Below are 21840 nucleotides of genomic sequence, written 5' to 3' on the forward strand. Positions count from 1 at the left end.
TAGCGAAGCAGAAAGGACAATTATTTCAACATGAAAGCCCTCTAACCCGAAGGATGGTAGAAATCGTAAACGGTCTGCGCCACCGCCGCGCTCACGCCCGGCGCACGCTGCAAATCCTCAAGGCTGGCCGCGCGCACTTTGCCTGCCGTGCCGAAATGCAAAAGCAGTGCCCGTTTGCGCGCAGGGCCAATGCCCGCAATTTCATCAAGCGGACTTGCAGTGATCGCGCGGCTGCGCTTGGCGCGGTGCGCGCCAATGGCAAAGCGATGCACTTCATCACGCATCACTTGCAAATGGAACAGCACGGGTGAATTGACCGGCAGCATCTTTTCGCGTCCGTCAGGGAAATGGAACACCTCGCGCCCGTCGCGCCCGTGATGTGGCCCCTTGGCAATCGCCACCAGCGCCACATCTTCGATGCCCAATTCGCCCAGCGCCTCTTTTACCGCCGACATCTGGCCCTTGCCGCCATCGATCAGCACAAGATCGGGCCACATGCCGTTTTCGCGGTCGGGGTCATCCTCTTGCGCTTTCCCGAAGCGGCGCGTCATCACTTCGCGCATCATGCCAAAGTCGTCATTGGTCTGCGCGGTCTTGATGTTCCACTTGCGATATTGCGCTTTCACAAAGCCTTCCGGCCCCGCCACGATCATCGCGCCCAGCGCATTTGTGCCCTGAATGTGGCTGTTGTCGTAAACCTCGATCCGCTGCGGCACTTCTGGCAATTCCAAAAACTCGGCCAGTTCGCGCATGACTTTGGCCTTGGTCCCGCTTTCGGCCATGCGCCGCTCAAGCGATTCCGTGGCATTGCGCTGCGCCTGCTCCATCAACCGCCGCCGGTCCCCGCGTTGCGGCACCGAGATATCGACTTTGCCGCCCGCCGCCTCGTAAAGCGCCTCTGCCAACAACTCCGCTTCGGGCAGTTCACGATCCACCAGAATCAACCGTGCGGGCGGCACTTCTTCATAGAATTGCGCAAGGAAGCTGGTCATCACCTCTTCCTCGGCCAGCCCGTCTGTATGTGTGGGGAAGAACGCGCGATGGCCCCAGTTCTGGCCGCCGCGAATGAAGAACGCCTGCACCGCCACCTGTCCGCCCGTGGTCGCCATTGCGAACACATCGGCGTTGCCCACGCCCTCTGCATTGATCGCCTGGCTGCCCTGGATAAACGTGGCGGCGCGCAACCGGTCGCGCATCATCGCGGCGCGTTCGAAATCAAGGTTCTCCGCCGCCGCTTGCATCTGCGTCTCGATCTCACGCTGCACCGCGCTGGATTTGCCGCCAAGGAAATCCTTCGCCTGCCGCACCAGTTCGGCATAATCGCCTTCTGATATGCGGTCGACGCAAGGGGCAGAGCACCGCTTGATCTGGTAGAGCAGGCAGGGCCGGTCCCGCCGCGCCATGAAGCCATCGTTGCAACTGCGCAAAAGGAACAGCTTTTGCAGCGCGTTGATCGTGGTGTTCACGCTGCCCGCGCTGGCAAACGGCCCGTAATAATTGCCCTTCGCCTTGCGCGCACCGCGATGTTTCTGGATACGCGGAAAGGCATGATCGGCGCGCAACAGTATGAATGGAAACGATTTATCATCGCGCAACAGCACGTTATACGGCGGACGAAAGCGCTTGATCAGTTGCGCTTCAAGCAGCAGCGCCTCGGCTTCGGAATTGGTCGTGATGATCGTCATCGACCGGGTCTGGCTCACCATGCGGCGCAACCGGTTGGTCAACCGGTCCACTTGCGTATAATTGACCACACGGTTCTTCAGCGCGCGTGCCTTGCCCACATAAAGCACATCGCCGCGCGCATCCAGCATGCGGTATACGCCCGGCGTCGGCTTCAGCGTCTGCACGGTATCGCGGATGACCGACACGCCCTTGTCGATATCGGGCTGGTCGGCCCCGCGCACGGTTAGCGATGCGCGATCCTCATGGAATCGTTCGGTATCGCGATCAGGCGGGGTTTCGGGCTTGCGGGCCATGGTTCCTCGCAAATAGCCGCTCTGCTCGCCCACGCAATGGGCCACAGGGGCATTTCCCCAGCCCCTTCACCCCCGATCATTAAAACTGCTTGCGGAACTCCAGCTCGAACACCCGCCCGCGCGGATCAAGGAAGCCGGGGTTATAGCGCAGCGGCACCGTTCCGGTGTCATCTGTCACCCGCTGCTGGGCATTGAACACGTTATCGATCGATAGCGAAACACGGCTCCCCTTCAGGAACGGTATCTTCTCCACCAACTTGGGCTTGCGGCCAAGATCGGCAAACATGCGCACATCAAACGTCGCAATCGGGGCAAAGCGCAAGCTGGTCGATCCCGGCGCACCGCTGCCATCAATGCGCGAACCGCCTGTGTAGGTGCCATTAGCCCGCAACCCGAACCCGCGATAAAAACCGCCGCCCTCCATCTCCAGCGAATGGCGCGCAACGCTGCTGTTGATCGCATCGCCCTCCAGCAGGTTCAGCACCGGACCACCTGCCGCAAACTGCAACGATTGCTCAAAACGGACCGTGTGAAACACAGAAAGATTCCAGCGCCCGCGCCCGTCACCGCCAAACCCTCCCGGACCGCTCCGCCCGATGCCGCCCGCGCGTGGCGGGCTTGCCGGACGTTGGGCACCTGCGGCTGCTCCCGCTGGCCGCCCGCCCCCCGGACGACCTGCACCAGCTTGGGCATTGGGATCAGGCTTACCGAAATTGCCCGCTATGTTCAGGCCATAACGCAGCCGCGAGCCTTTCTCCTGCGCAAACGTCACCGCGCTTTGATCCACCGAGACAATCTGCCCGTTCAGGCGCTTGACCCGCCCCGGAAACGCGGTCTCCACATCTGCCGTCAGCAGCGGAAACCCGTTCGAGGTGTTGGTTGACCGGTTGCGGAAGTATTCCGCCACAAACGCCGAATCCTTCAGGAATGGCAAAGACCAGTTCAGCCCGAACTTCCAATCCCGCTGGCGCTCTTTCACAAGGCCCGGATTGCCGCCGCTGATCACCGATACAAGGACTGTTTCACCGCGCGTGAAATCAAACAGTGCCACGTTTTGTGTCACCGTAACCGGACCGCCCAGTTGCAGCAGAGTCGGCGCTTTGTCCGCCGCCACATAACTCGCCGACAACGTCATGGCCGCAAAGGGAGAGTAGGTTAGCCCGCCACCCCAGTTATACAGCGTGCCGAAATCGGAAAGCCGGTGCACTTCGGCATTGGCGTTGAACGACAAATCGCCCAGCCCCGCGCCAAAACCCTCTTTGCGGCTGGTGATTGGCAGATCGATGTTAAAGCCCACTTGCGCATCGCCGCGCTTCAGGTTCACCGTCCCGGTTGTCGTGCGGGTGTCACTGCTTTCAATACCCGAATAATCGAACCCGGCCTTCACCGTCAGCCCCACCTCGCCCCCAGGCACGCGCAAAGGCCTGCCGCTGAAGGTCGCAAGGCTGGATAACGTATCGGTTTTCGACAAGGCCCGGTCTGCTGCCACGCCCAGAATAGCTGCCGGAACCAGCGCCCCATTGGCCGCAATAGCGCCCGAATTCACCAGCGCCTGCAATCCCGAAAGATCCGCGCGGTTATCAATCGTGCTCTTCGTTTCAACGTGGCCACCATCCGCCGTCAGCGCCAGCAGCCAATCGCCCAGTGGCTTGTTCAATGCAGCGCCCGCCTGCACCGTGGTCGTGCGGCGCAGCGTGGTGATCGGCTGTGGCAACAGCGTCGTCCGCGCAAACCCGCCAAGCGTCACCGTGTTAAGCCCGTTCAGCGTGCGCGAATCATCGCGCTGAACCTGCAAGTTCGCACTAAGCCCCGCGCCCTCCCCCAGCGAACGCGCGAGCGTTGCATTCAACTCGGCTGATTTCGTATCGCCAATCAGCGTGCGATAATCCGCGCCGCGCGGATCGCCTGCCACTAGCGTCCCTGCGCTTGGCTGCACGATCCCGCGCTCGCCTTCAGTCAAAGGGCTGGCGTCCTGCACTTTCGCAGTCACATTGATGCGGTTGCCATTGGCAATCTTGGTCAGCGTGAATTCCTGCTCCAGCTCGGAAAAGCCGCCGCCGCTGGGAAACCGCACTTCGGTATCACTGACAAAGCTGCTGAACTTGTCCGCCAGAATGAAATTCACCACGCGCTGGTCGGGCCGATAGCCAAACTTCAGCGCCACTTCCTCGGGCAGCACTTCCACGCGCTTGACCGCCTCGGGCGGATAGTCGCGCAATTCGCGGAAGCCTGAAATGCGCATCCCGTTCAGCAGCACGATCGGCATACCGCCCCCGCGCCCGCGCCCCGATGACGTTTGCGGCGCTATCGCCGCCAGTAACTCCTGGATCGATCCCGCCCCGTATGAAGCAATCGCCGCCTCATCCAGCACCGCAATCGGCGGCAGAGTCGTATCGACCTGTCCCTTGATCCGCGTCGCCACCACAAGGATCTGCCCCGGCTCGGCAAAGATCGCCTCGTCCTCTTCGCCCGGCGGCATTTCCTGGGCGGCATCATTGGTGCCAGCCACCACATCCTGCGCCATCGCCGGATTGATCGCCGCAAGGCAAAACGCCAGCGCTCCAATTGATGCCGCTGCTTTCCGTATCACAATGCAAACCCTTGAAAATCGCAGGACCACAGCCCTTAAGCGCCAACACTGGCCAAGCGGCCCTTCAATAACAACGCGCATTTCGTATCACTTTGTCGCATTGCAGCATGCTGGACGACAACCTTCCCTTTCGCCATCGACCCGCAGGCACCATCAAGTTCTGGTTGAACAAGCCCCCCCTGATCTGACAAAGGGCCGCAACGCCTTTTCCACCTTGTAACTGCCAACTTGAAAACAAAGGACGGCACCTCGCCCGAAATCACCGCACCTGATCTGGTACTCGCCTCGGCCAGCCCGCGCCGCCTCGAATTGCTCGGGCGGCTGGGGATTGCCCCTGCCCGCGTTGTCGCAACAGACATCGACGAATCCCCGCTTCCGGGTGAACGCGCGCGCAATCACGCCGTCCGCCTCGCTGCGGAAAAGGCACGCGCTGCTGCCGCGCTTGCGCCGGGTGCGATTATCCTTGCGGGCGATACCGTGGTCGGCGCAGGCGCGCGCATCCTGCCCAAGGCCGAGGATGAGGCCACCGCACGCGAATGCCTCGCCCTGCTCTCGGGCCGCCGCCACCGCGTCTATTCGGCCATCGCCGTCATCACCCCCGATGGCAAATTGCGCGAGGCTCTGTCCGAAACCATCCTGCGCTTCAAACGCCTCTCCCATGCCGAAGTGGACGCCTATATCGCGGGCGGGGAATGGCACGGCAAAGCGGGCGGCTATGCCATACAGGGCAGCGCCGAAGGCTTTTGCAACTGGCTCTCGGGCAGCCACTCGGGCGTGATCGGCCTGCCCTTGTTCGAAACCCGTCGCCTCCTGATCGCCGCAGGTCTTTATGTCCGCTGAGTGGCTTTATGAAGCCGGCATCGGCGAAGAGCGCGCGATCCTTGTCGCGCACGGGCAAATCCTGTCTGCACGGATCGAATGGGGTGATCCCGTCCGCCCCGGCCTTGTCGCACCGGCCCGCCTCGTCAAACGCCTGCACGATGCCAAGCGCGGCATTGTGCGGCTGGAAGACGGCACCGATGCCTTCATCGACCATCTCCCGCGCGATGCCACCGAAGGCGTCACCCTCACCGTCCGCGTCGTGCGCGCCGCCATTGCCGAGAAGGGCCGCACCAAGCTTCCCGTCACCCGCCCTGCGCCCGGTGAGGCTCCTGCGCCTGCCCCCACCTTGCGCGAAGAGATCGAGGCCACCGGAGCCACCTTGCGCGCCCTGCCGGTCACCAGCACCGCCATGGCGGTAAACGGCTGGGATGATCTGGTCGAACAGGCCCTCACCGGCGAAATCCCCTTCGCGGGCGGCTCGATCATCATCAGCCCCACCCCTGCGATGACGCTGATCGATATTGACGGCACCCTGCCCCCGCTCAAACTCTCGCTCGAAGCCGTGCCCGCCATCGCCGATGCGCTCCACCGCCTCGATATCGGCGGCTCCATCGGCATCGATTTCCCCTCGCTGGCTGACAAGAAAGACCGCCAGCATGTGGATAAGGCGCTGGCCGACAGCCTGATTGACTGGACGGGCGAACGCACCGCGATGAACGGCTTTGGCTTCGTCCACCTAGTCGCCCGGCTCGAACGCCCCTCGCTCGTCGCGCGCTTTGCCCGCCACCGCAGCGCTGCTGCCGCGCGCATCCTGCTGCGCGCCGCCGAACGCGTGGCCGATCCTGGCGCGCTGCTGCTCTGCGCGCACCCCGCCGTGCTCGATGCGATCCGTCCCGAATGGGAGGCCGAACTCGCCCGCCGCACCGGCCGCACCGTGCGCCGCAAGCCTGATGCCGCGCTCTCCCTCATCGGCGGCTACGCCCAGGCTATCCCGCAATGACAATAGACGCCACCCGCCCCGTCCGCCGCTGCCCGATCTGCCGCAAACCGCGCGTGGAAGAGCACACCCCGTTCTGCTCCCCCCGCTGCCGCGACCGCGACCTGCTGCAATGGCTAGACGAAGGCTACGCCCTCCCCGGCCTCCCCCTGGAAATAGACCCCGAAGACTAAAGCCCCCCTTCTTCCCCCTTCCTCCCCCCTCCCGCCTGCGGAAGGGGCCGGGGTGGGCCTACCCCTCTTCTTCCCCCCTCCCGCCTGCAAGAGGGGCCGGGGGTGGGCCTCCCTTCTTCCTTCTTCCCCCCTCCCGTTTACGGGAGGGGTCGGGGGTGGGCTTTATTTCCTACCCTTCTTCTTCCCCCCATCCACCACCCCACTCATCCCCACCCCGCCAAAAACCCGAAAACCCCCAACCGCAAAACTTTCCCGCACAAAATCGCGCAAAGGGGGCTTGCCAACCCGCCCCCGCTTCGCCATAGGCGCGCTTCCAATCGGAACGGCCCCCTGAACAAGGCGGCACGCAAACGATGCCCGGGTAGCTCAGTTGGTAGAGCAGCGGATTGAAAATCCGCGTGTCGGCGGTTCGAATCCGTCCCCGGGCACCACAATCGCCCCTTTGCAAAACTAAGTGATGCCCCGGCTCAGGCTTTGCCTGACGGTGCTCGAAGCATACCGGCTAGGGATGGCTCCGGGGCGAAGGCGTAGCGTAAACCCTTAAGCCCTTCACCTCAAGCGCACCGTTATCCGCATCGTTGATGTTCGTCTTGCGCTCCCGCAACGGGCGTCTACTCTGCCCTGTGTGAAACAGCCTGATCCAGCCACCTCCCCCATGCGCGTCTGCATCGTCGGTGCCACCGGCACGATTGGCCGCGCCACTGTGGCGGCGCTGGTTGGGCAGGGCCACGAAGTCGTCTGCATCGTGCGCCCCGCCTCCGCGCCTGCGCCCCTTTTCGAAGGTGCCATCACCCGCCAAGCCTCCGTCACCGATCCCGCCTCATTGGCGCGCGATGGTTTTTGCGGAGAACGCTTCGATGCGGTCGTCTCGTGCCTTGCATCGCGCACCGGCACGCCGGTTGATGCCTGGGCGATAGACTACGCGGCCAATTGCAACGTGCTTCACGCCGCCCGCCAAGCAGGCGTGCCGCATTTCGTCCTGCTCTCGGCCATTTGCGTGCAGAGGCCGCTGCTGGCGTTCCAGCACGCCAAGCTGGCGTTCGAAAGTGCGCTTGCCGCCTCGGGCCTGCGCTATTCCATCGTGCGCCCCACCGCCTTCTTCAAATCGCTCTCGGGCCAAATCGCGCGGGTAAAGGCGGGCCGTCCGTTCCTGATCTTCGGCGATGGCGCATTGACCGCCTGCAAACCCATCAGCGACCGCGATCTGGCCCACTACATCGCCGGATGCTTGGCCCAAGAAGACCGCTGGAACGCCATCCTGCCCATCGGCGGGCCGGGTGATGCCATCACCCCGCGCAAGCAAGGCGAGGCGCTGTTCGCGCTGGCGGGCCGCCCGCCGCGTTTCCGCCCGGTTCCCGTCGGCCTGCTGGGCGGGATCGCCGCCACGCTCGGCATGCTGGGCCGCGTCATCCCCGCGCTTGCCACCAAGGCCGAACTGGCGCGCATAGGCCGCTATTACGCCACGCAATCGATGCTCGTGCTCGATCCGCAAACGGGCCGCTATGATGCCGCCGCCACGCCGTCTACCGGCAGCGATACCCTGTTCGATTACTACCGCGCCGTATGGGATGGCTCCGCCACGCCCGAACGCGGCGATCACGCGGTTTTCTGATCAGCGCGAATAGCGTTTGACAAGCGCCTGCGCCGCCGCATCCACATCGGCCCACGCCTGCGCAAAATCGGTGTGATCGCCGTAATAGGGATCAATCACCGCCGTGCCCTTGCGTCCCGGCACAAGGTCCATCAGCAGCCCCACTTCGGCAATGTGGCGTGCCGGTTCGATACGGCGCAAGTCCTTGAGGTTCTGCTGGTCGAGCGCGAAGATATGGCCAAACTTGTGGAAATCATCCTCGGTCACCGCCCGCGCGCGATATTTGGAAATATCCACCCCATGCTCCAGCGCCATCTCTTGCGCGCGCGGATCGGGCGCATTGCCTGTGTGCCAATCCCCCGTCCCGGCAGAATCAATCGTCATCGCCACGCCCGCCGCCACCGCCCGCTTGCGCAAAGCGGCCTCGGCCAGGGGCGAACGGCAGATATTGCCAAGGCATACGAACAGGATGGAAGGCTGGCTCACGCGATCACGATACCTCACGGGCCGGGACTTCTCCCGGCCGATCAAAAACGGATCCTCAGCCCATCACGTAGAAATACGTACCGCGATGAAATGTCCAGCCCATTTCGCGCAATTGCACTTTTGCACCGCGTCGCCTATATAACAGAAGAACGCCCCGGCATAAGCGATGGAGTCGCCTCCACGCCACGCCGGGGTTTCTTATTCAGGCCGGGACGCAATGCCCGGCGCCGCGCAGGAAACATGATGATGTCTCGTCGCCGCCAGATTTACGAAGGCAAGGCCAAGATTCTTTACGAAGGCCCCGAACCGGGCACGATCATCCAGTATTTCAAGGATGACGCCACTGCGTTCAACGCGCAAAAGCGCGGGACGATCAACGGCAAGGGTGTGATCAACAACCGCATCAGCGAATATGTGTTCACGCGCCTTGCCCACATCGGCATCCCCACGCACTTCATCCGCCGCCTCAACATGCGCGAACAGCTTGTGCGGCAGGCCGAAATCATCCCGATCGAAGTGGTCGTGCGCAATATCGCCGCGGGCTCCATCTCGAAGCGCCTCGGCATCGAAGAGGGTGAGCCGCTGCCGCACACCCTGATCGAATACTATTACAAGGACGATGCGCTGGGCGATCCGATGATCGCTGAAGAGCACATCGCCTGCTTCGGCTGGGCCAGCAACGAAGAGATGCAGGACATCTCCTCGATGGCGATCCGCGTGAACGATTTCCTCTGCGGCATGTTCGCGGCGATCAACATCAGCCTCGTTGATTTCAAGCTTGAATTCGGCCGCATCTGGGATGGCGATTTCGCCCGCGTGATCCTCGCCGATGAAATCAGCCCCGACGGCTGCCGCCTGTGGGACATGACCACCGGCGAAAAGCTCGACAAGGACCGGTTCCGCCAAGACCTTGGCGGCGAAGAAGAAGCCTATCAGGAAGTCGCCCGCCGCCTCGGCCTGCTCGAAACCGACGGCGGCCCCAGCGAAGTGTTCGACCTCGGCGCACATCGCAAGCTGCGCGGCAAGAAGTAAGCCCAAAGATCCTCCCCGAGCTCGCTCGGGGAGGTGGCAGCCGAAGGCTGACGGAGGGGTAAGTCCCCATTGCGCGCCCGCCCCCAAACAGGCACACCCTTGGCGCAATGATCCTCCACCGCCTAGTCCCCCTCACCGCCCTACTCACCCTCGCCGCCTGCGCCACCCAGCCCGCGAGCCTGACCAGCGCCCCCACCCCCTTATGGGCGTTCCAGAACAGCGACCTACCCGCAGACCCCGCCTTCCGCTACGGCGCGCTCCCCAACGGCATGCGCTTCATCATTCGCCGCAACGCCACGCCCGCAGGCACCGCGCAAGTGCGCATGAACATCGACACCGGATCGCTCGACGAACGCGAGAGCGAACGCGGCTTTGCCCATTTTGTCGAACACATGGCGTTCAACGGGTCGACCAACGTCCCCGAAGGCGAGATGATCAAGCTGCTTGAACGGATTGGCCTCTCGTTCGGCGCGGATACCAACGCGCAGACCTCGTTCGAACAGACTCTCTACATGCTCGATCTGCCGCGCAACGATGAAAAGCTGCTCGATACAGCGCTCATGCTGATGCGCGAAACCGCCAGCGAACTCAGTTTCGATCCCGCAGCAGTACAGCGCGAACGCGGCGTCGTCCTGTCGGAATTACGTGATGGCCAAGGCTGGCAACGCAACAATCTCGAAGACCAGCTCGCCTTCTTCTATCCGCAAGCGACATACCCCAAACGCCTGCCCATCGGCACGGTCGAGACGCTCAACGCCGCCAGTGCCGAAACGCTCAAAGCCTTCTGGGCGCGCGAATACGTGCCCTCCAAAACCACCTTGATCGTGGTCGGTGATTTCGATCCCGATGTGGTCGAACAGGCCTTGCGCACCCGCTTTGCCGATTGGCAGCCAAAGCCGCAAACCCCGCGTCCCGATCAGGGCAAAGTCCTGCCCAAACAGAAGTCTGCGGTCGATATCCACCTCGATCCCTCGCTGTCCGAACGCGTCACCGCATCGCGCCACGGTGCTTGGCTTGATGAGCCTGACACTATCGCCAACCGCCGCCGCAACCTGCTGCGCCAGATCGGCTATGGCGTGGTCAACCGCCGGTTCCAGCGCATGACCCGCACGGTCAATCCGCCCTTTCGCGGCGCGGGCTTTGGCACCAGCGAGGTGTTCAGGATCGGACGCACGACGAACCTGATGGTTGATACCACAGACAGCGGCTGGCAGCGCGGTTTCGCTGCTGCCGCCGGCGTCTATGCCCGCGCTATGGCGGGCGGCTTCACCCGGACCGAGATCAACGAACAACTCGCCAATATCCGCACGGGCCTCGAAAACGCCGCCGCCGGGGCTGACACCCGCTCACACAGCGCGCTCGTCAGCGCGGCCCTCGCGCTGATCCGCGATGATACCGTGCCCACAACGCCCGAATCCGGCCTTGCCCGCTTCAACCAGTTCGCCGGAACGATCACGCCCGAAGCGGTGATGGCCGCGCTGCGCGAAGAGGCCGTCCCGCTCAAATCCCCGCTCATCCGCTGGCAGGGCCGCACCGCCCCCAAAGAGGGCGCAAAAGCGCTCGCCCAGACATGGGACAAAGCCACCCGTGCCAGGGCTGCGGCAGATGAAATCCCCAACCCCGCGCCCTTTGCCTATACCAGCTTCGGCACCCCCGGCACGGTCGTCTCCGATACCACCGAACCGCTTTACGGCATCCGCACCATCCGCTTTGCCAATAACGTCCGCCTGAACCTCAAACGCACTGATCTTGCCAAGGACCGTGTCGATATCCGCCTCAATCTCGATGGTGGTGAATTGCTCGATACCGCCGCCAACCCGCTCGCCACCGAGATGACCGGCGTCCTGACGCGCGGCGGCTTGGGCAAACACAGCGAGGACGATCTGCAAACCCTGCTCGCCGGGCGCTCTGTGGCGATGGGCCTTGGTGCCAGCGGCGATACGTTCGAAAGCAGCGCCACCACCACCCCGCGCGATCTGGCCCTGCAATTGCAATTGTACACTGCGATGCTGACCGATCCCGGTTACCGACCCGAAGGCGAAACGGTGTATCGCCAGAATATCGCCAATTTCTTCGCCCGCCTGCGCTCCTCGCCCGGCGCGGCGCTTGGCAATGCCATCGGCGGCATCCTGTCGGGCAACGATCCGCGCTTCACCCTGCAACCGCAAGATGCTTATGCTGCGCTAACATACGCCAGTTTGCGCGAAGCCATCGCCAGCCGCCTCGCCAACGGCGCGCTCGAAATCGCCATTGTCGGCGATATCGATGAAGCCGCGACGATCGCCGCCGTGGCACAAACTTTCGGCGCGCTCCCTTCGCGTGAAACGGATTTCCGCCCCTACACTGCCGAACGCCAACGCGCCTTCACCCCGCAGCGCGGGCTCACGCTGGTGCGCCATACGGGCGAGACCAATCAAGCCATCGTCCGCTACGTCTGGCCCACCCGCGATGACCGCGATCCCGAAGAGGCTATGGCGCTCGCCCTGCTCACCGAAGTCACACAAATCGAAGTGCTTGATACCGTGCGCGAAAAACTGGGCAAAGCCTATAGCCCCGGCGCATCCAGCAGCCTCAGCCGGGTCTGGACGGGCTATGGCACTTTCGCCGTCGCCGCCTCGGTCGATCTGGCAGACATCGCTGATACCCGCGCCGCGCTCGATGAAACCGTGCGTGCGCTTGCCACCATACCGGTCGATCCTGACGTGATCCAGCGCGCCCGCGCCCCCATGCTCGAACGCATCGACAACGCGCTTAAAACCAACAGTGGCTGGATGAACCTTGCCGAACGCGCCCAGACCGAACCCGACCGCCTGCTCCGCGCCAAATCCGCCCGCGCGCGATTGGAAAAGCTGACAGCGGCGGATTTGCAGGCGATGGCGAAACGCTATCTGGGCGTGGAAAAGGCCGTGCAGATTCTGGTCCTGCCGGAAGGTGCCGAAGCGCCTGAACGCTAACGAAGAAGACCCATCCCCGACCCTTCCCGCAAGCGGGAAGGGAGAAAGAAAAAACTATCCTAAACCACTCCCGCCTGCGGGAGGGGAGCAAGACTTAATGAGCCGCAGGCGAATTTAGTCGCAGCGGGGTGGGCAAGCGCGCAACGCCAGCCCCTACAAAAAAGCCCCCTCCTCTTCAGAGGAGGGGGTTGGGGTGGTGGCTCTCCCCAAGCACAACGCCAAACCTAAACCTTGCGCAACCCCGCCAAAATCACCTCGGCATGGCACTCTGCCATCCACTCGGTATTCATCGGCTCGGCCCCAACCGGCTCGAACACGTTGCGCCACAGTGCAGCGAAGATGATCCCGCTCGCCACGGTGCGTGATGCCATCTTGGGATCGGCACAGGTAAACTCGCCCCGGCCCACTCCATGGATGATCAGCCGCTCCACAGCGCCCAGCACACAGATCAGCGCCGTTTCATGATAGAACCGCGCCAGTTCCGGGAAATTGCGCCCCTCGCCCACGATCAGGCGCGGCAAAAATGCGGTTTCAGGTCCGGCCATCTTTGCCATGGCAATACGGATAAACCCGCGCAGCAGCGCGGCTGCCGGAAGCGCGCCATAATCATTGGGCAGCAGCTTGGGCATCACATCGGTGATCACTTCGGAAACCAGCGCCCGGAACAGCGCGTCCTTGCTGTCAAACGCCAGATAAAGCGCGGCGCGGCTGATGCCGACGCGTTTGGCAATGTCCTCCATCCGGCTGGCGGCAAAACCGCGTCCGGCAAATTCCTCGCGCGCGGCATTCAATATCCGCTCCCGGCGGTCGGCTGGTGTCACCCTTGGCATGCGTTAATAATAACTGACGCGTCAGTTATGTAAACCCGGCGATGGTCTGAAAAGATGCGGCGGCGACGGGCAGTTCGCGTGGGGTGCGATAGGTGGGTTTGCCCGGATCGCCGCCGCAAGGGGGGGGAGTTATGACACTCCTTGTAGAACACAATATGCTTCTCAAGCGTCGATAGCATCATCGTTTTCCTACTTACGCATTTGGCGCTATGTGCTTGGATGATGCTCGCGTGCCCTCCCTCCTTCCCGCCATTCAAAACCGCCACTGCGGGGGCCGGAGTTTTCTCTCTGGACAGTGTAAACTGTGTCAACTTGCCCACTCAAACCTTGCCCTTCTGGCCGCGCGGTTGCATAGGCCGCGCGAAGATTCTCAACCCCTCCGTCCGAAAGGCTCCGCGATGAAGGTCCGCGTCATTGTCACCCTCAAGAACGGCGTCCTCGATCCGCAGGGCCGCGCCATTCATCATGCGCTCGAAGGCCTCGGCTTTGCCGGCGTCAATGATGTGCGCGCAGGCCGTGTGATCGAACTCGACGTGGCCGATGCCACCTCGGATGAATCGCTCGACGAGATGTGCCGTAAACTCCTCGCCAATATGGTGATCGAGAATTACCGCATCGAAAAGGCCGCCTGAGCAGGAGCTTCCCCAATGGCCTTCACTTCCGCCGTCATCACCTTCCCCGGCTCCAATTGTGACCGCGACATGGCCGTAGCCGTCGAACAGGTCTGCGGCGGCACGGTCCACCGCGTATGGCACGGCGATGCCGATCTGCCCGAAGGCCTTGATTTCATCGCGCTGCCCGGTGGCTTTTCCTACGGCGATTACCTCCGCTCGGGCGCAATGGCGGCCCGCTCACCCGTGATGCAAGCCGTGGTCCGCGCGGCGGAACGCGGCGTTGCGGTGCTTGGCGTATGCAATGGCTTCCAGGTGCTCACCGAAGCGGGCCTCCTGCCCGGCGCGCTGATGCGCAATGCCGGCATCCGCTTCGTGTGCCGCGATGTAAAGCTGACGGTGGAAAACGCGCAATCGCTATTCACCGCAGGCTATTCCGCAGGCCAGCAGATCACCATCCCCGTCGCGCACCACGATGGCAATTATTTCGCCGATGATCAGACGCTTGACCGGATCGAAGGCGAAGGCCGCGTCGCCTTCCGTTATGCCGAACAGGTAAACGGCTCGGCACGCCAAATCGCAGGCGTCCTCAACGATCGCGGCAACGTGCTCGGCATGATGCCCCACCCCGAACGCATGATCGAAACCGCCCAAGGCGGCACCGATGGCCGCGCCCTGTTCGAAAGCGTCGTGCGCGGATTGGTCAACGCTTGACCCAAAAAAATGGCCCGCCGCACTCATTACTAAGTGCGGCGGGCCGGACTTTCCTCCCCAGGAAAGGTCCTTGTAGGCAGGCTCGGGATTAACGTCCCATTGCACTGCCAAGCCGGTGGTAAAGGTGCGAGAACTTCACCGATTCGGGCTGGTCCTCGATCACCTTCAAATAGTGCAGCACAGCTTCGCGGATCAGCTTGAAGTCCTCGGTTGAGAGGACCGCGCGGGCACGAGCAGGTTCAGCCATAGTCAGTCTCCTTGGATCTTCGTGGCACAATTGCCGCGAATGTTCTGTGTGTTAAGCAGCAAACTGGTTCATCGTATTGGCAGCGCCGCCAGCTTTGAGCGCGGCTTCACCGGCGAAGTATTCCTTGTGATCATCGCCGATGTCCGAACCGGACATGTTCTGGTGCTTCACGCAAGCAATGCCCTGGCGGATTTCCTGACGCTGCACGCCCTTGACGTAACCCAGCATGCCCTGTTCGCCGAAATATTCCTTGGCCAGGTTATCGGTGCTGAGCGCCGCCGTGTGATAGGTCGGCAGTGTGATCAGATGGTGGAAGATGCCGGCCTGTGCCGCTGAATCGCGCTGGAACGTGCGGATGCGTTCATCAGCTTCATCAGCCAGTGCGGTGCCATCATAGACGACGCTCATCAGCTTGGCACGGTCATAGGCGCTTACATCCTGACCCGCTTCAGCCCAGGCATCGAATACCTGCTGGCGGAAGTTCAGCGTCCAGTTGAAGCTTGGTGAATTGTTATAGACCAACTTGGCATTGGGGATGACTTCGCGGATACGGTTCACCATGCCACCGATCTGGCCGATGTGCGGTTTTTCGGTTTCGATCCACAGCAAGTCCGCGCCGTTCTGCAGCGAAGCAATGCTGTCCATCACGCAGCGATCTTCACCGGTGCCTTCGCGGAACTGGAACAGGTTCGATGCCAAACGCTTGGGCCGCATCAGCTTGCCATCGCGAGCGATCAAGACATCGCCATGGCCGAGGTTTGCCGGATCAACTTCTTCGCAATCGAGGAAGCTGTTATACTGATCGGCAAGATCGCCCGGTTCGCGGGTGAACGCAATCTGCTTGGTCAGGCCAGCGCCGAGCGAGTCGGTGCGGGCAACGATCACGCCATCATCAACGCCCAGTTCCATGAAGGCGTACCGGACGGCACGGATCTTCGCGAGGAAATCTTCGTGCGGAACGGTAACCTTGCCATCCTGATGTCCGCACTGCTTTTCATCCGAAACCTGGTTCTCGATCTGGATGCAGCAAGCGCCTGCTTCGATGAACTTCTTGGCCAGCAGATAAGTCGCCTCGGCGTTGCCGAAACCTGCGTCGATATCGGCGATGATCGGAACAACATGCGTTTCAAACGCGTCAATCTTGGAGAGCATACGGTGCGTGTTGACAGCATCGCCAGCAGCCTTAGCGGCATCAAGCTCGCGGAACATCATGCCCAATTCGCGCGCATCTGCCTGCTTCAGGAACGTGTAAAGCTCTGCAATCAAGTCTGAGACACTGGTCTTCTCGTGCATCGACTGGTCCGGCAGCGGACCGAATTCGCTGCGAAGTGCGGCGACCATCCAGCCCGACAGATAAAGGTAACGGCCTTTGGTAGTGCCGAAGTGCTTCTTGATCGAAATCATCTTCTGCTGGCCGATAAACCCGTGCCAGCAGCCGAGCGACTGCGTGTAGTTGGCCGGATCAGCATCATAAGCGGCCATATCGCGGCGCATGACCTTGGCGGTGTAACGCGCAATGTCGATGCCGGTCAGAAAACGGTTTTGCAAACGCATACGCGCCACTGAAGCTGCCTCAATGCCATCCCATGTCTGTTCAAAGGGAGCGATGGCTTTGCGAGCCTCGGCGATGTTGTGCTGATAAGTCATTTTCCGATTTCCTTGCTCGGCGTACTGTTCGTCTGAAAATCAGCTAGGCCAAAGAATTGGCCGGGGAAATGGCTGACGCGGTCATGTTGTCAAACTTTACAGAATATGCTTGTAAAGTTGTGCAGCTAACACAAGGTCGTCTGTCATGTCTTCACGCCCGCTCTACCTTGGCCCTCGTCTCAAGCGTTTGCGCCGGGAATTCGGCCTTACTCAACAGGCTATGGCCGATGAATTGGGCATTTCGCCCAGCTACATCGCGCTGATCGAACGCAACCAAAGACCGCTGACGGCTGATCTGCTGATCCGCCTCGCGCGGGCGTACAAACTCGACATGGCGGATCTGGCGGCGGACGATCGCGATGATTACGCGCGCCGGTTGAGCGATTCGCTGCGCGATCCGATCTTTGCCGATATCGATTTGCCGCCGCTAGAAGTGGCCGATGTTGCCGCCAGCTTCCCGGGGGTGACCGAAGCGCTGCTGCGCCTTTACGGCGCTTGGCAGCGCGAACAACAAGCGCTGGCCGAACAGCGCCACGCCGAACCCGGCAGCAATGCATCCGACCCGATAGGTGAAGCGCGGCGATTTATGGCCGCCCGGCGCAATTATTTCCCGACCATTGATTCAAAGGCCGAAGAACTCGCCCTCGATATCGACAAAGCTGGTGGTGCGCAGGAATGGCTGCGCAAACAGGGCGTGCGCGTGCGCTTTATGCCGCCCGATGTGATGATGGACGCAATCCGCCGCTATGACCGGCACAACGAACAACTGCTGATCGATGACACGCTCTCGCCCTCAAGCCGCACGTGGCACATAACCCAGCACATCGCCTATACCGCGCTGCGTACTGAGATTGCGGCAGTCATCCGAGGCGAAAGCTTCGCCAGCCCGACGGCAGCCAATCTGGTGCGGCGCGCACTTGCGGGCTATGCAGCGGCGGCACTCCTGATGCCTTATGATCGCTTTGCCCGCGCGGTCGACGGGCGACGCTATGATATTGAGGCACTGGCAGGCCTGTTCGGCACAAGCTTTGAACAAGTGGCGCACCGACTGACCACGCTCAACCGGCCGGGACAAGAGCGTGTGCCGTTCTTTTTCATCCGCGTAGATTCGGCGGGCAATGTCTCTAAGCGGCTTGATGGAGCCGGGTTTCCGTTTGCGGCACATGGCGGTGGTTGCCCGCTATGGAGCGTCCACGACGTGTTCCGCACGCCCGGCACAATTTCCACACAATGGCTGGAACTACCGGACGGCCAACGCTTCTTTTCCGTGGCCAGAACAGTAACCTCGGGCGGCGGCGGATTTGACAGGCCGGTAACCACCCGCGCCATCGCTTTGGCCTGTGCAGCCGAACATGCCCCGCGCCTGATTTATGCCTCAGGCGCTGATCCTAAAACGGCATCGGCAACGCCCATCGGCGTCACCTGCCGCCTGTGCCACCGGGCCCAATGCACTGCGCGCGCCGAACCGCCAATTGGTCGCGACATCCTGCCCGACGATTATCGCCGCGCCGCAGAACCGTTCAGCTTTGCCGAGAGTTAAGACAAACCGAGCCTGAACTTGCGACAGGGGGCTGTGACCGCTATCGGGCGCGCAACCGCTGATTCCGCACCAGCGCCAAGGCCAACAGGCCACACCGCTATAAGGAAAGCCGCTTTTGTCCAAGATTATCCCGCTGACCGACGTTGATCCCGCCATGATCGAGCAATTGCTCGATCAGGCTTTCGAACCGGCACGGCATCAGCGAACGGCCTACAAAGTGCGTGAAGGCATGGAGCCCTTGGGCAATTTGTCCTTTGCCGCGCTGGACGATGACGACATGCTCGCAGGCTCGATCCAGTGCTGGCCTGTCGCATTGACCGATGCCAAGGGCCGCGCGCATCCCATGATCATGGTCGGGCCCGTAGCGGTCCTGCCGCACTTGCAAGGCCACGGCTTTGGCAAGGCTTTGATGACAGCAGCCCTAACCGCGATTGATCCGCGCGCGCCTTTGCCGCAAGTGCTGATCGGCGATCCCGAATATTACGAACGCTTCTTCGGATTTTCGAACGCGCAAACCGGCGCATGGCAACTTCCCGGCCCGTTTGAACAGCACCGCTTGCTGTGCCGCACTGCCAATCCGGCGATACTGCCGCAAGAAGGCACGTTGGGGCCTTGGCTGCGCTGATCTGATCTGGCATCGGCAGAATATGCCCTATGTCCCGCCTCCAGAACTTGCCGCACTGAGTCTTGCCGAACTGGCAACGCAAGTTGCCGCGCGCAAATTGCCTCCGCTCGACCAGTGGAACCCGCAAGAGATCGGCGACAGCGAAATGCGCATCGCCGCTGACGGCAAATGGTATCATCAGGGCGGCGAAATACGGCGTCCGGCCATGGTGCGGGCGTTTTCGGCACTGTTGATGTGTGATGCTGATGGCCAGCACTGGCTGGTCACCCCGTTCCAGCGCCTGTCGATCAGTGTCGATGATGCGGCCTTCATCGCCACCGATATGCAGGCAAAGCACGATGAGCAAGGCCGCCCCGCCCTCGCCTTCCGGCTCAATTCTGATGATCTGGTGGTGTGCGGGCCGGATCACCCCTTGCGCGTTGCCGGCACGGCAGACGTGCCCGCGTTCTACTTGTCCGTGCGCCATGGCACCGAGGCACGGCTGAACCGCAGCACTTACGGACAGTTGATCGAATATGCGCTGGCCCAAGATGCTGGCGATCTGGCCGTGGACAGCATGGGCCAACACTTCAGCCTGGTGCCCGCTGCGTGAACCTGCTTGATCGCTTAACCCGGCTCTACGAACATGGGCACCAGACGCCCGCGCAAGACTTGTACGAGGACTGGCGTCCGCTTCCGCAAGATCCGCTGCGTCCTGCGGCGGTGCTCATTGCCGTAACAGACCGGGGTGATCACCCTGATGGCCCCGGCGTGCTGCTGATCCACCGCCCGTCGCATATGCGCGCGCACCCCGGACAGGCCGCATTCCCAGGCGGCAAGATCGATCCCGGCGAAACCCCGATAGAGGCCGCACTGCGCGAGGCGAACGAAGAGCTTGGCATCCGGCCCGAAGATGTGACCGTGATTGGCGCAACTGACCGGTTTCGCACAGGCACGGGCTATGACATCACCCCCGTTCTGGCCATAATCCCGGCGGACTTGCCGCTCGTGCCCAATCCCGCCGAAGTTGCCGATTGGTTTGAGCCGCCTTTGGGCTTTGTGCTCAATCCGGTGCAACATGCACTCCAGGACGCCGAATTCAACGGCCATGCTGGGCGGTACATCGAGATCATGTGGAACGAAAACCGGATTTGGGGCGTGACGGCCGCGATTATCTCAAACCTGTCCAAGCGGATTGCGTGGCATGGCTGAGCAACTACCCGCGGCCGCATGGACCCACCGCGCAGACCTTGCCGCGCTTGTCACCGCGCTTGATCCTGAAGCGCAGGGGAATTGCCGCTGGGTGGGCGGCGCTGTGCGCGATACCGTGCTGGGGATCGCTGCCAAAGACATCGATATGGCGACCACGTTGTTGCCCGAAGAATCCGCCGCGCGCCTGTCCGCTGCCGGGATCAAGGCCGTACCGACCGGCATCGCGCATGGCACGATCACAGCAGTCATCGCAGGCGGTCCGGTGGAGATCACCACATTGCGCCGCGATGTTTCCACCGATGGCCGCCACGCCAACGTCGCCTTTTCGACCGACTGGCAGGACGATGCCGCGCGCCGGGATTTCACGATCAACGCGCTCTACGCCGATCCGCGCACGCTGGAACTGTTCGATTACCACGGCGGCATGGCCGATCTCGCCGCTTCACGCGTGCGCTTTATCGGCGATGCCCGCCAGCGCATAGCCGAGGATTACTTGCGCATCTTGCGCTACTTCCGCTTTCAGGCGCGCTTCGGCTCTCTGCCTGCGGATGCCGAAGCGGAAATGGCGGTTAGTGAACTGGCGCCCGGCATGATGGGCCTGTCGCGTGAACGCGTGGGCTGGGAACTGGTCAACTTGCTCGGCCTGCACAATCCGGCCCCCACCGTGGTGCGCATGGCGGAACTGGGTGTGCTGGCGCAAGTCCTGCCAGAAGTAACAGCGGCTGGCCTGCAAGCTTTGACGGCGTTGACCGCGCATGAAAAAGCGCTGGGCGTGAAAGGTGCAGCCATCAGGCGTCTCGCTGCCTTGCTGCCCGCAGACACAGAAGTGACTGAACAAGTCGCGCCACGCCTGCGGCTATCGATCCCGCAACGCAAACGCCTGGCCTCAGCCGCTGCGCGCGATGGCGCTTGCGATCATCCACGCGGCCTTGCTTATCGCATCGGCATTGAAGAAGCGCGCGACCGGTTGCTGCTGGCAGGCGCTCCGGTGGCGGCGCTCGATGGTTGGGATATTCCGCGATTGCCGCTTAAAGGTGGTCAGATCGTCGCGCGCGGTATCAGTGCAGGGCCAGAAGTGGCGCGATTGCTGCGCTCCGTTGAAGCGCGATGGATTTCCGAGGAATTCCCGGATGAGGCCCGCGTTCTGGAAATGCTCGACGAAGCGCTACTCTGAAGAGTTCCCCTTCCATTCGCGCCGGTCTTCGGCGGCGCGCAGCACTTCGTAAGATACTTGCAGCTTCTGGAACGCCTCGGCCGCTGCTTTATCCCCCGGGCGCACATCGGGGTGGACTTCCTTGGCCTTGGTCCGCCAAGCCTTTTTTACCGCATCAAAATCGGCGTCGGGATCAAGGCCCAGCACCTCAAGCGCGCGCAGTTCATCACGGCTGCGCGTGCCATCGCCCGAACCGCCCCATTCAGCCCAAGCCGCCTGACGATAGCCCGCACCCTCACCGCGCTCTTCGGCTTCGCGCTGCTCGGCCTCTTCCTTGTTCAGGCCTTCAAAGTAATTCCAACCGGCGTTGTATTCCGCCGCATGTTTCGGGCAAAAATACCAGCGGTCGGGGTTGTTGGGTGATTTGGGCGCGGGGCAATCGCCCTTTTCATCGCAGCCTGCGCGGTCACACAGGCGTACAGGAGCCGCCTCGCGCGCGCCCTGATATCCGCGCCAACGCGGAAAGCCCCAATCCGATGATCGTCCGTTACGTGCCATGGCGATGTTCAAAGCCCGACCTACCACCAAACGTCAAGATGGGACGCAGGACATTATCGGTACTGGCCCGGACCCACGCGGCCCGGACCTGTCCCGAAGG

Annotated in this window: 20 protein-coding genes and 1 tRNA gene; 14 read left to right on the plus strand and 7 right to left on the minus strand. The window is 62.2% G+C overall.

Features of this window, described 5'->3' with window-relative positions; genetic code table 11:
- Positions 1–41: 41 nt before the first annotated feature.
- Together uvrC and IP81_RS01435 are read right to left on the minus strand one after the other, a co-directional pair.
- Positions 42–1979, minus strand: a complete 1938-nt coding sequence (gene uvrC / locus IP81_RS01430) for an excinuclease ABC subunit UvrC (protein WP_054106187.1) — start codon at positions 1977–1979, stop codon at positions 42–44.
- 79 nt (positions 1980–2058) lie between these two features.
- The gene (locus IP81_RS01435; protein ID WP_231626197.1) at positions 2059–4569 is read right to left on the minus strand and encodes a TonB-dependent receptor; all 2511 of its coding nucleotides are present in this window, start codon (positions 4567–4569) and stop codon (positions 2059–2061) included.
- A 228-nt stretch (positions 4570–4797) separates the two neighbouring features.
- Between IP81_RS01435 and IP81_RS01440 the strand changes: the two genes are divergently transcribed.
- From IP81_RS01440 to IP81_RS01455, 5 genes are all read left to right on the plus strand, one after another.
- A complete protein-coding gene (locus IP81_RS01440; RefSeq protein WP_054106188.1) occupies positions 4798–5409 on the plus strand; it encodes a nucleoside triphosphate pyrophosphatase in 612 nt (203 codons plus the stop codon).
- Positions 5399–6391 carry a ribonuclease E/G gene (locus IP81_RS01445; RefSeq protein WP_054106189.1) on the plus strand — a complete coding sequence of 331 codons (993 nt, stop codon included), beginning with the start codon at positions 5399–5401 and terminating at the stop codon, positions 6389–6391. The genes IP81_RS01440 and IP81_RS01445 overlap by 11 nt, the downstream gene beginning before the upstream one ends.
- Complete coding sequence (gene yacG / locus IP81_RS19495) at positions 6388–6561, plus strand: DNA gyrase inhibitor YacG (protein ID WP_082355869.1); 174 nt, start codon at positions 6388–6390, stop codon at positions 6559–6561. Before IP81_RS01445 ends, yacG begins: the two co-directional genes overlap by 4 nt.
- Before the next feature lie 355 nt (positions 6562–6916).
- Positions 6917–6992 (plus strand) — tRNA-Phe (locus IP81_RS01450).
- Between the two features lie 224 nt (positions 6993–7216).
- Complete coding sequence (locus IP81_RS01455) at positions 7217–8173, plus strand: NAD(P)H-binding protein (RefSeq protein ID WP_197274476.1); 957 nt, start codon at positions 7217–7219, stop codon at positions 8171–8173.
- Here IP81_RS01455 and IP81_RS01460 read toward each other — a convergent pair whose 3' ends face one another.
- Complete coding sequence (locus IP81_RS01460; RefSeq protein WP_054106264.1) at positions 8174–8638, minus strand: low molecular weight protein-tyrosine-phosphatase; 465 nt, start codon at positions 8636–8638, stop codon at positions 8174–8176.
- A gap of 246 nt (positions 8639–8884) precedes the next feature.
- Here IP81_RS01460 and purC point away from each other — a divergent pair, with 246 nt between their 5' ends.
- Together purC and IP81_RS01470 are read left to right on the plus strand one after the other, a co-directional pair.
- Complete coding sequence (gene purC / locus IP81_RS01465; RefSeq protein WP_054106265.1) at positions 8885–9670, plus strand: phosphoribosylaminoimidazolesuccinocarboxamide synthase; 786 nt, start codon at positions 8885–8887, stop codon at positions 9668–9670.
- Positions 9671–9777: 107 nt separating this feature from the next.
- Complete coding sequence (locus tag IP81_RS01470) at positions 9778–12624, plus strand: pitrilysin family protein (protein WP_054106190.1); 2847 nt, start codon at positions 9778–9780, stop codon at positions 12622–12624.
- A gap of 224 nt (positions 12625–12848) precedes the next feature.
- Here the strand turns inward: IP81_RS01470 and IP81_RS01475 are convergent, their stop codons facing one another.
- The gene (locus IP81_RS01475; protein WP_197274477.1) at positions 12849–13445 is read right to left on the minus strand and encodes a TetR/AcrR family transcriptional regulator; all 597 of its coding nucleotides are present in this window, start codon (positions 13443–13445) and stop codon (positions 12849–12851) included.
- 407 nt (positions 13446–13852) lie between these two features.
- On the opposite strand from IP81_RS01475, the gene purS reads away from it, so the two are divergent.
- Both purS and purQ read left to right on the plus strand, forming a co-directional pair.
- Positions 13853–14086, plus strand: a complete 234-nt coding sequence (gene purS / locus IP81_RS01480; RefSeq protein ID WP_054106192.1) for a phosphoribosylformylglycinamidine synthase subunit PurS — start codon at positions 13853–13855, stop codon at positions 14084–14086.
- A 15-nt stretch (positions 14087–14101) separates the two neighbouring features.
- A complete protein-coding gene (gene purQ, locus IP81_RS01485; RefSeq protein ID WP_054106193.1) occupies positions 14102–14779 on the plus strand; it encodes a phosphoribosylformylglycinamidine synthase subunit PurQ in 678 nt (225 codons plus the stop codon).
- 88 nt (positions 14780–14867) lie between these two features.
- Here the strand turns inward: purQ and IP81_RS20830 are convergent, their stop codons facing one another.
- Together IP81_RS20830 and IP81_RS01490 are read right to left on the minus strand one after the other, a co-directional pair.
- Positions 14868–15026 (minus strand): hypothetical protein, encoded by a 159-nt coding sequence (locus IP81_RS20830; protein WP_197274478.1) that lies wholly within the window; start codon positions 15024–15026, stop codon positions 14868–14870.
- Between the two features lie 51 nt (positions 15027–15077).
- Positions 15078–16673 carry an isocitrate lyase gene (locus IP81_RS01490; RefSeq protein WP_054106194.1) on the minus strand — a complete coding sequence of 532 codons (1596 nt, stop codon included), beginning with the start codon at positions 16671–16673 and terminating at the stop codon, positions 15078–15080.
- Between the two features lie 145 nt (positions 16674–16818).
- On the opposite strand from IP81_RS01490, the gene IP81_RS01495 reads away from it, so the two are divergent.
- The 5 genes from IP81_RS01495 to IP81_RS01515 all read left to right on the plus strand — a co-directional run bounded on the left by IP81_RS01495 (position 16819) and on the right by IP81_RS01515 (position 21203).
- On the plus strand, positions 16819–18213 hold the full coding sequence (locus tag IP81_RS01495; RefSeq protein ID WP_054106195.1) for a short-chain fatty acyl-CoA regulator family protein: 1395 nt from the start codon (positions 16819–16821) through the stop codon (positions 18211–18213).
- 115 nt (positions 18214–18328) lie between these two features.
- Entirely contained in the window at positions 18329–18838 is a 510-nt protein-coding gene (locus IP81_RS01500; RefSeq protein WP_054106196.1) for a GNAT family N-acetyltransferase, read from the plus strand.
- Between the two features lie 22 nt (positions 18839–18860).
- Positions 18861–19430, plus strand: a complete 570-nt coding sequence (locus tag IP81_RS01505) for a DUF1285 domain-containing protein (protein WP_054106197.1) — start codon at positions 18861–18863, stop codon at positions 19428–19430.
- Positions 19427–20029 carry a CoA pyrophosphatase gene (locus tag IP81_RS01510; RefSeq protein ID WP_054106198.1) on the plus strand — a complete coding sequence of 201 codons (603 nt, stop codon included), beginning with the start codon at positions 19427–19429 and terminating at the stop codon, positions 20027–20029. The genes IP81_RS01505 and IP81_RS01510 overlap by 4 nt, the downstream gene beginning before the upstream one ends.
- The gene (locus IP81_RS01515; protein ID WP_054106199.1) at positions 20022–21203 is read left to right on the plus strand and encodes a CCA tRNA nucleotidyltransferase; all 1182 of its coding nucleotides are present in this window, start codon (positions 20022–20024) and stop codon (positions 21201–21203) included. The genes IP81_RS01510 and IP81_RS01515 overlap by 8 nt, the downstream gene beginning before the upstream one ends.
- Here the strand turns inward: IP81_RS01515 and IP81_RS01520 are convergent.
- Positions 21195–21740, minus strand: a complete 546-nt coding sequence (locus IP81_RS01520; protein ID WP_054106200.1) for a J domain-containing protein — start codon at positions 21738–21740, stop codon at positions 21195–21197. The genes IP81_RS01515 and IP81_RS01520 overlap by 9 nt on opposite strands.
- Positions 21741–21840: the final 100 nt, after the last annotated feature.

The sequence above is a fragment of the Novosphingobium sp. AAP83 genome, assembly GCF_001295795.1.
Lineage (GTDB): Bacteria > Pseudomonadota > Alphaproteobacteria > Sphingomonadales > Sphingomonadaceae > Novosphingobium.